The sequence below is a fragment of the Moorena sp. SIO3I8 genome, assembly GCF_010692325.1.
GTDB lineage: Bacteria > Cyanobacteriota > Cyanobacteriia > Cyanobacteriales > Coleofasciculaceae > Moorena.
The window spans coordinates 22,007-31,805 of the sequence record NZ_JAAHHW010000080.1 but is presented as its reverse complement, the minus strand read 5'-3'; the positions used below and the strand labels follow the sequence as shown (position 1 = coordinate 31,805).

Genomic DNA, 9,799 nt, shown 5'->3' with positions numbered 1-9,799 from the left:
AAGACTAATTATCTCTGATTATCTTCTATTTTATTGATAATGAAACAGCCCTGCCTCCTGGGAGGGGTTAGGGGTGGGTCCCCATCTCCCCATCTCCCCATCTCCCCATCTCCCCATCTCCCCATCTCCCCATCTCCCCATCTCCCCATCTCCCCATCTCCCCATCTCCCCATCTCCCCAAAGCGCCCCTATTCACAATTTAAATGTGTGACAGTTTACCTTCGCCGGGCACTGATACTATGTTGCAGTGGTCAGGTAATTTAGATCTGGTTACTGTCTACTCCCCTATTTCCCTAATCCCTATCGATCCATTAACCATGACTCTCAAAACCATATTTATCAGTACTGGCGAGGTATCTGGTGATTTACAAGGGGCTCTACTGATTGAAGCATTGAAACGTCAGGGAACAGCAGCTGGCTTAGAGTTAGAGATTGTTGCTCTAGGCGGTGATCAAATGGCCCAAGCTGGTGCGAAGCTGTTGGGTAATACCACCAGTATTGGTTCTGTAGGAATTCTGGAATCTCTACCCTTTGTGCTGCCTACCCTTAAAGTCCAAGGTCGTGCCAAACAGTATCTCCGGCAGCAGACCCCTGACCTAGTAGTGCTGATTGACTACATGGGACCAAATTTGAGTATTGGTAGTTTTCTCAAGGGTGAACTACCGCAAGTACCGGTAGTTTATTATATTGCTCCCCAAGAGTGGGTTTGGTCTATCTCTAAGGGCAACACCAGGATGATTGTGGAGATGACTGATCGAATGTTGGCTATTTTCCCAGAAGAAGCCCGTTACTTTGTGGAAAAGGGAGCGTCAGTTAGTTGGGTAGGTCATCCTCTAGTAGATCGGATGGAATCTAGCCCAAGCCGGGAGGAGGCTCGTGCTACCTTAGGCATAGCTCCAGAACAAACTGCGATCGCACTTTTACCTGCCTCTAGACAACAAGAAATTAAGTATCTCATGCCTGTAGTTTTTGAAGCAGCCAAGCAGCTACAGTCACAATTGTTGGATACTAAGCAAACCGGCCAGCTTAGCCAGTCAAAGGGTGAAGGGTTAAGGGAAAGTCAAGCTGATTCACCACTATTTTGGATTCCCCTATCTTTAGAAGCCTATCGCCATCCCATTGAAGAAGCAGTACAGCGCTATGGTTTACAAGCTAAGGTGGTAGCTGGTCAAACTAAGCAAATCTTGGCTGCTGCTGATTTAGCCATTACCAAGTCAGGTACAGTGAATTTGGAACTAGCACTACTAGATGTGCCTCAGGTGGTTTTCTACCGAGTTAATCCCTTTACCTACTGGCTTGCTCGCACCTTCTTGAAATTTTCGATTCCCTTCATGTCTCCCCCTAACTTGGTAGTAATGCGTTCCATTGTGCCGGAGTTGTTACAAGAGCAAGCCACACCAGAAAATATTGTCCGGGAATCCTTGGAACTCCTTTTTAATCAAGAACGGCGTCAGCAAACCCTTAAGGATTATCAGGAAATGCGCCAGTTATTGGGTGAAGTGGGCGTATGCGATCGCGCTGCTCAGGAAATTTTCCAGCTAATAAACTAAGTAGTCAAAGCCTAATGGTTGATGGCTGATAGCTGAACGCGCACGCGTGCGCGTAGCGCATATGCTTAAAATCCTGCTAATTCCAGACAAATTCCAAGTCTAAAACAAAGCCAGGTAAAACATCTTCTCCGGATAATGTTTTGGGAGATTTCAAGACCTCTACAGGTTGATTGAGTCGATAAATTTCAACTGTCTTATGATTAGGGTCAATTAACCAACCCAAACCCAGTTGATTATCAATATACTCCTGCATTTTTTGGCGTAACGGTTCCATATTGTCACTCTTTGAACGCAACTCCAGCACAAAATCAGGACAAAGGGGTGGGAAAGTTTCTTGTTGTTCAGGGGTTAATGCATTCCATCGTTTTTGACTAACCCAAGCTGCATCAGGGGAACGAATTGCCCCATTGGGAAGTCGAAAAGCAGTCGATGAGTTAAAGGTAACCCCCAGTTTGGTTTGGCGATTCCATAACCAAAGTTGTCCTTCTATATCAATGTTGCGTTTTCCAGTATTCCCCCCAGTGGGTGGCATGACAATTAATTTTCCTGTAGCACTACGTTCTAAGCGTAAGTCTCGATTAGCACTAGCAAGTTGTTCAAACTGCTCGTCAGTAACTCTGAGGCTAGGAGGAATGTTGATTGGAAGGGTATTCATGGATAAATCTCAAGTTATCCCTTATAGATATATCTAGCAATTGCTTCGCAACTAAGACGAATCATTGTCTGGCCCGGGACGACCCAATTGACACTCCCCCTCCTATAAGAACGGGGATTCTTGCTTCAACGAGGTGACTTGCTATTCCAGGCCGGAACCAAGAACAGTAGAGGTCTCCTCTCCACAAGCGTTCGGATCTATGATCCGAGTTCCGGTGTGCCCCACCGTACTCAAAGCTCGTTCAAGAATGTTGATTGCGGCGTTGTGATCTCTGTCTAACTGACATCCACACTTACAGATGTGGGTTCGAGTCGATAATGATTTTTTGACCACTTCGCCGCAATTAGAACAGTTTTGGCTAGTATAAGCAGGGTTGACTGCGACAGTTACCCTACCAAATTTATCACCAAAATGCTCCAACCATTTTCTAAATTGATACCAACCTGCGTCATTAATAGACTTAGCTAGACAATGGTTTTTGACCAGATTTTTTATCCTCAAATCTTCGTAAGCAACCAGATCGTTAGACCGGATTACGCAGCGCGCTAGTCTCTTAGCGTGCTCTTCACGCCGCCTACTTATTTTGAGGTGAGTCCTGCCTAGTCTATTAATGGCTTTTCGACGATTGGCTGAGCCTTTCTTTTTTCGGGATACTCGTCGCTGATAAAACTTCAGTCTCTTCTCTCCCGTTCGATAAAATCTAGGGTTAGGTTCAGTATTTCCCTTAGAGTCAGTATAAAAATCCTTCAGTCCAACATCTAAGCCAATAGTTGCATCAGCAGGTTTTAACTGTTCATTATTATCAGCCTGGATGCAGAATTGAACATAGTATCCATCAGCTCGACGAACTATCCTAACCCTCTTGATTTGCTTCTTGTCAAATCTCCACAAGTCCCATGTACCCTTGAGCTTGAGTTTTCCGATTCCTTTCTTGTCGCTGAATACGATCCATTTTTTGTCTGGAGACAACTTCCAGCCAGACTGCTTGTATTCGACCGAGCGGCAATGTTTTTGAAACTTTGGGAAACCCTTCTTGCCAGGTACCTTTTTTTGACAATTTTCATAAAAACGGGCGATTGATGACCATGCTCTTTCAGCACTAGACTGACGAGCAGTAGAGTTTAACTGATTTGCAAACGGAAACTGTTTAGCTAAAATCTTACTATATTTGTTCAAGTCAAATTTATTCACTCCTTTATTGTCCATCCAATAACGGATGCAACTATTGCGAATAAATTTTACTGTCCTGAGCGCTTCATCTATAGCTAAATATTGGTTTCGTTTGCCGTAGGCTTTGAACTCTAGAATAATCATCGGTATCGACCTCACATTCTATTTTATTCTACATCATTTAATATAAAAATTTCGAAATATTCTCCAAAAAAAAAGCCGTCCGTTAAAGTTCCCGTAAGATAGTGGAGCCTTTATGGTCGGCAGGTTATGCAGAAAAGGGTTAAGGCTATTGTTATAAGGCTCCACAATAAACAGGTTTCGTCTCCTAGAAGGACGGGGCTTTAAACCCAAATTTTTCGGTAAAGCATATCTTTCTTATTCCTCAAAGGGTAGCAAGAAACCTTCAAAACTCGAAATACTCAGCTCTTATGGGTAGGTTCTAAGTTATAAACAGGACTGAGTGCGTAAGTTATTGAGGAGTAGATTAAGTTTGTATACCCTCTTCACCATAAGGGCAACTTACCATGAGGGTAAATTCCCAAACAACAAAAAAACTAAGCACGACCACTCAATTGCACAAGCCTAATTTGTACAACCTCTTCATAAAGCTTTTCGAGCTGAGTAATATTCCCACTTAAGGTATAGCGCTCTAGAACCCTTGCCCTAGCTTTATGACCAAGCAAAGTAGTCCAGTCTCTGTGGTCACGCAATAGGGGTAATAGGGTTTTAAGTTGGGATGTCACCCCATGGGTATTGAGAATTATCCCAGCACCATCCTCTAACACTTCCCCATCAGCTCCAGCATCTGTGGCTACACAAGCCACGCCACAAGCCATGGCTTCGAGTAATGATAAGGACAGCCCTTCCAATAGAGAAGGTAAAATAAACACATCTGCTGCCCGCAAAATCTCAATCCGTTCTTGCTCGGAAGCCACAAATCCTAGCCAAATGATATTGTGTTCTTCCCCATAAAATGGTTTTAATGAAGCTAATAACGGTCCATCACCAGCAATCACTAGCTTACTGGATTCACCGAGGTTACATTGTTTCCACGCTCGCAGCAGCGCTTCAACATTTTTTTCCGTAGCAATCCGACCTTGATAAACAAACAGGCGTTGCCCTCCGAACTCAGATGCCAACTCAGAGGTAAACTGGGAGTATCCTGGAGAATATTTCTGGACATCAACTCCATTGGGAATCACTGCTAGCTTGTGATCAGGAACGCCAACCCGGATTAGGACATCCCGTTGGAGTTGAGAAAAGATAATCACTCGGTCGTAGTGGGCGAGAAACGGTGCATAAACTTGATAGGTCAGCAATTGGGTTCCCGATTGCAAATTGCGTCGTTTACCATCAAAGGGCGGATGGAAGGTCGCCACTAAGGGTATATTGAGTTCGGTACAGATTTCCGGTAACAGGAAGTCTAAAGGAGATAAAGTTAAGGAAGCATGAACCAGGTCAGGTTTGAGCTCCTGTAGCGATCGCTTCAAAACCTTACTGGCGGTTAGGGTTGGAATGGTATACATCTGAGACTTGTACAAGCAAGGCAGTGGTACCTCCTGACAACCCCACCAAGTTCGGTCCTCTTCTTCTTGGGCAAAGTGGAGGAAACTGACCTGGTAGCCCCGGTCGAGCAGAGCATTGGTCACTTCTCGAGTGTAGGTGACATTACCACAAAAAGGGGATTTTTTTCCTAGCCAGGCGATATGCATTCCGGTTGGTAGTTCTATCTCTATTTATGACGTTTATTGAAATTATTTAATCTATTACCGGAAATATACCAGTTTAAGAACCCACCTAAGAACACAAGTGCTGCTAAACCAAGAAATACAGGTTGTAAACCCAACCAAGTTTCTGCGATCCCCGCTAAGGCTAAAGGTAAACTCAAGGCGATATTAATAGCATTGTTTTGTAGTCCGAAAACTTTGCCCCGCATCTCTTCTGGTGTTTCTGCCTGGATGGTAGTCTGCATCGGGATACCGACCAAAGCCCCAAACCCCCCCAATACCATAGTCATGAGTAAAGCCAGCCAGAGATTGTTAGTGAATAAGGACAACCCTACTAAGGCTACTCCCATACCCACAGAACCAGACAGACTTAAATTGACATGGGAGGTGTCATCAAACCAGTTTCCTAGGATTGCTGCACTAATCCCCATCCCAATCCCACCGGCTGCTAACAAGAAGCCAAACTGGGCAGCTGTGATCCCAGGGAGGTTTTCCGCGAGTCTTACCGCCAGAACCGCTAAAGCAGCAAAAACCGAAAACAGGATAACTTGCTGAATCATAGCATTGCGGACACTTCGATTGTGTTGTACGTAACGCAAACCATCGGCAATGTCTGCCCACACATGAGGTTGCTCAGCCTTAGACTTTGCCCGATTTTCTCCTGTTCTCAGTAACAACAATACTAATCCTGCGATCGCATAAGACCCTCCTACCAAAACTTCTTTCCCCAAGTACACCCCGAAATGTAGCTGAGCTCCCAACCTATCTGCTAACGCTAACAACGGTTCACCCACAGCAAAACCAATGATTAAGGAAGCCATCATGGTTGTAGTATATAGAGAGTTGGCCGACAGTAGGTGCTGCGGTTTCACAATCAAGGGAATTACCGCTTGTTCTGCTGGGGCAAAAAATTGGGTCAGGGTAGAGACTAGAAAGGTAATCACTAATAAGACATAAAAGCCTAGTGGCAGATTGGAGACTGATGTCGAGCCTTGAGTTAAAGACAACAACCCAGGCACTAACAACACCAGTGCCCCTCGCAACAGATTGGTTAGTACCAGCACATCTTTTTTTGACCACCGATCCACATAGACGCCAGCCAAGGAACCAAATAGAACTGCTGGGATGGTAAAGGCAATCATAATCGCTGATACCCAGCCACTGATAGTTTGATCAGCGTCTTTAAAGCGACTGGTTATCAAGGCAATCATTAACACCAGATAAACCTTGTCTGCTAGCTGAGAGAAGACTTGACCACTCCATAGGGCTAAGAAGTTGGAATTTTTTAGAACTGGTATAAATCCTTTATCCGGCGATGAATCCAGTTCCTGATCGCTTAGCTCATCACTGCTCGATGAGGGTTTTGCCACCAAATCAGACTTGGTGAAATCAGACGTGGGGTCTGGGGAGTGTTTTTGGTTTTTTCCAGTCTCCGATGATTGCATTCTGGCTTTTCTTGGATAGGCTTTTTTTTTACCAATAACAACTTTTGTCCATCGTCATACTGTTACTATGAATGGATTATTAAATCGGTAATTGGTAATTCTTAACTGGTAATTGGTAATTGATAATTTAAGACCTTACTATTGCTGCTGTTCAACACCACAATTAGATTTTAATTATCCATTAACTATTATTTATTACCCATTATATATCACCTATTACCTATTAACTATTACCTATTAACTATTAACAGACACTCATTATTAGTATTAATTAACAGACGACAACGCATCCACTAAAGCCGCTGAGCGAATTGAGCGACCAAAGTGATACTGAGCGTAGTCTCTTAAAATTCGCTCCAACTTCACCCAGAGTGAATCTACAGACTCAGCCGCTTTCGACCCTGCCAATTGGTCTTTTAATAGTGTACTCAGCTGAGGTAATTCAGCAGCTGCCAGTTGTTGAAGCAGAGTTAACTCCAGAGCATTCAGCTTATGATTTACTCGTGGAGGAGGGGGTAGGATGACATCAGTATCAGGGTTGTCAATGGTTTCAGTCAAGGTCTGTTCTTGATTCGGAATAGTTTGATTAGGTAAATGGTTCCGATTGGACTGATTACTGACTAAACTAATAGTTCCACCAGCTTCTACACTAAAACCAACCCGCCAATTCGGGTCAGTTAAATCTGGTCTTAAACTGTGTTGTGTGATACAACACAATTGTACTTGAGGTGCAATTCCGGCCAGGGCAAGCAGGTGAAAGACACCATGGGACAAATGAGCTAACACTAAAGACAACCCTGAGGGATTAGCCGTAATTTTAGGTAACTGCTCAAGACGCCGTAGATGTTCATTAAGTAGTTCGTAGAGTTCTTCCTGAGGCTGCTCACTCAAAGCATGACAGAGAACTAATTCTGCCAGATACTGGCTAGCTGCCAGTTTACTGAGCTCCTGACTCAATCCTCGGTAAGATTCGGTAGTTTCTGCTTGGATAATTTTATCTAGCGATCGCCCTTTTGCCAGCAGTAGTTGATTGACCACAAACAAACCACTCCTACCACCTAACTTCGATTTCTGCTTCCTTGCCCCTGGTGCCACTACCCGAATCAGACCCAACTCCCTAGTTAAAATTGTCACCAACCTGTCCGCTTCCCCCAGCGGTATACTTTTCAGATTAATTCCAGTGGCTTTGTAGGTTTGACTCATTAGTCATTATTACTTGCTAATTTTTAAGTTTAATTCTTAATTTTTAATTTTTAATTTTTAATTCTTAATTTTTAATTCTTAATTTTTAATTCTTAATTCTTAATTTCCAGGTTATCCCGTTGTCGCAGCAAGTCAGGACCACGGGAGGTGCCTAATCTAGTTGCTCCAGCAATGACTAAATCGAAAGCTTGCTCGATGGTTCGGATACCTCCTGATGCCTTGATTCCAACTTGTCCCTTAGTCACTTTTTTCAACAATCGGACATCATCAACTGTGGCACCACCATTCCAGCCAGTGCTGGTTTTGATAAATTGCGCCCCAGCATCCATACAGATTTCCGCAGCAAGACGTTTTTCCGTATCACTCAGCAGAGTTGTTTCCAGGATGACTTTGACAGTTTTACCCGTTTCTTCGCAGATTTGGGCAATTTCTTGGTAAAGTTCCTCGGTTTTACCAGCTTTCAAGCCACCGAGGTGAATCATTACATCTAGCTCTGTCGCTCCATTTTCCACTGCCTCTTGGGCTTCGTAAAGCTTGGCAGTGGGTGTTGTGGCACCGATAGGAAAACCAATGACGGTACAAACCTTTGGTACTCTACTGTGGAGGAGTTCAGCCGCTTGTTTGACGTAAACTGGCGGGACACACACTGTAGCAAACTTATATTGGTCTGCCTCTTGACACCATTTTTCCACCTGCTCTGGTGTAGCCATGGGAATAAGCAGGGCATGGTCGATTAGGGGAGCAATATCAATGTCTGGATAGTCTATATCCATTGCTAGGCTTTATTTGAGACTCCTATATCATTATTTATCAAAATTTATCAAAAAATTAAGATACTTAAGGAAAAATCAACCGTAAGTATTCAGCGGTCAGCGGTCAGCCGTTGGCCAAGACCACGCTACGCGGCTGATAGCTGATAGCACCATCTGTAACGGATAAGCTGATATCTGAATCCTGAATGCTGATAGCTGAATGCTTACAATCAACCAAAGCACAACTCTAACAGTTAACCGTCAACGGTCAACTGTCCCCAACCTGATTCAACCGTCCCTTCTTGATGCAGCATTGCTGCATGCCTAACAAGGCTGCTGTCACCCCGTCAGATTAAAAACTTATCCGTTGCTTCGATCAAAGCACTGCGAATACCTGGTTCTGCCATGGAATGACCAGCATCAGCTACCACGATCAACTCAGCTTCTGGCCAAGCCTGATGTAATTCCCAAGCTGATACCATCGGACAAACCACATCATAGCGTCCTTGGACAATCACCCCAGGGATAGATTTAATCCGATCTACATTCCTCAGTAACTGGTCTTCTCGTTCAAAAAAGCCTTTATTGACAAAGTAATGACACTCAATTCTGGCAAAGGCATCAGCAAATTCACCCTCACCAAACTTTTGGATCAGGTTCGGGTCTTGAAAGAGTTTACTCGTACTTGCTTCCCAAATTGACCAAGCCCGAGCTGCTGAATTGCGGGTTTGAGGATCCGGACTGGTCAACCGTCGATAGTAAGCAGAAATTAGATCATGGCGTTCTGCTTCTGGAATCGGCTTGATATAGTCTTCCCAAGCATCAGGAAAAATATAGCTTGTTCCCTCCTGATAGAACCAACGAATTTCCTTTTGCCTGAGCATAAAAATTCCCCGCAAGATCAGTCCTAGACAGCGTTCAGGATGGGTTTGACTATAGGCTAAAGACAGAGTACTACCCCAACTACCCCCAAAAACTACCCACTGCTCAATACCCAGTTTTACTCGCAGTTTTTCGATATCACTAACTAAATCCCAGGTAGTGTTCTGCTCAAGTTCAGCATGGGGGATACTTTTACCACAACCCCGTTGATCAAACATCACAATTCGCCATTTCTGTGGGTCAAAGTATTGGCGATAAACCGGTTGGCTACCACCTCCTGGTCCTCCGTGTAACACGACTACTGGCTGACCTTGTGGGTTACCCGACTCTTCAAAATAAATGGTGTGGAGGTTAGAAACTGTTAGGGTTTGCTGCTTGTAAGGTTCGATGGGGGGATAGAGTTCTCGCATAG

9 protein-coding genes are annotated in these 9,799 nt (G+C 44.2%); 1 reads left to right on the top strand and 8 read right to left on the bottom strand.

Annotated elements, in window-relative coordinates:
* Positions 1-8 precede the first annotated feature (8 nt).
* Positions 9-149 (bottom strand): hypothetical protein, encoded by a 141-nt coding sequence (locus F6K51_RS24760; protein ID WP_293025208.1) that lies wholly within the window; start codon positions 147-149, stop codon positions 9-11.
* A gap of 168 nt (positions 150-317) precedes the next feature.
* Here F6K51_RS24760 and lpxB point away from each other — a divergent pair, with 168 nt between their 5' ends.
* Positions 318-1,550, top strand: a complete 1,233-nt coding sequence (gene lpxB, locus F6K51_RS24755; protein ID WP_293025215.1) for a lipid-A-disaccharide synthase — start codon at positions 318-320, stop codon at positions 1,548-1,550.
* Positions 1,551-1,626: 76 nt separating this feature from the next.
* Here lpxB and F6K51_RS24750 read toward each other — a convergent pair whose 3' ends face one another.
* The 7 genes from F6K51_RS24750 to pip form a co-directional block, all read right to left on the bottom strand.
* Complete coding sequence (locus tag F6K51_RS24750; protein WP_293025206.1) at positions 1,627-2,205, bottom strand: Uma2 family endonuclease; 579 nt, start codon at positions 2,203-2,205, stop codon at positions 1,627-1,629.
* Positions 2,206-2,346: 141 nt separating this feature from the next.
* The gene (locus F6K51_RS24745) at positions 2,347-3,519 is read right to left on the bottom strand and encodes a transposase (protein ID WP_293025204.1); all 1,173 of its coding nucleotides are present in this window, start codon (positions 3,517-3,519) and stop codon (positions 2,347-2,349) included.
* Positions 3,520-3,932: 413 nt separating this feature from the next.
* Positions 3,933-5,090, bottom strand: a complete 1,158-nt coding sequence (locus tag F6K51_RS24740; protein ID WP_293025202.1) for a glycosyltransferase family 4 protein — start codon at positions 5,088-5,090, stop codon at positions 3,933-3,935.
* A 20-nt stretch (positions 5,091-5,110) separates the two neighbouring features.
* Positions 5,111-6,550 carry an MFS transporter gene (locus tag F6K51_RS24735; protein WP_293025200.1) on the bottom strand — a complete coding sequence of 480 codons (1,440 nt, stop codon included), beginning with the start codon at positions 6,548-6,550 and terminating at the stop codon, positions 5,111-5,113.
* A 267-nt stretch (positions 6,551-6,817) separates the two neighbouring features.
* Positions 6,818-7,753, bottom strand: a complete 936-nt coding sequence (gene recO / locus F6K51_RS24730) for a DNA repair protein RecO (protein ID WP_293025198.1) — start codon at positions 7,751-7,753, stop codon at positions 6,818-6,820.
* A gap of 92 nt (positions 7,754-7,845) precedes the next feature.
* Positions 7,846-8,526, bottom strand: coding sequence for a deoxyribose-phosphate aldolase (gene deoC / locus F6K51_RS24725; RefSeq protein WP_293025196.1), 681 nt, complete (start codon positions 8,524-8,526; stop codon positions 7,846-7,848).
* 326 nt (positions 8,527-8,852) lie between these two features.
* Positions 8,853-9,797 carry a prolyl aminopeptidase gene (gene pip / locus F6K51_RS24720; RefSeq protein ID WP_293025194.1) on the bottom strand — a complete coding sequence of 315 codons (945 nt, stop codon included), beginning with the start codon at positions 9,795-9,797 and terminating at the stop codon, positions 8,853-8,855.
* Between the last annotated feature and the right edge of the window lie 2 nt (positions 9,798-9,799).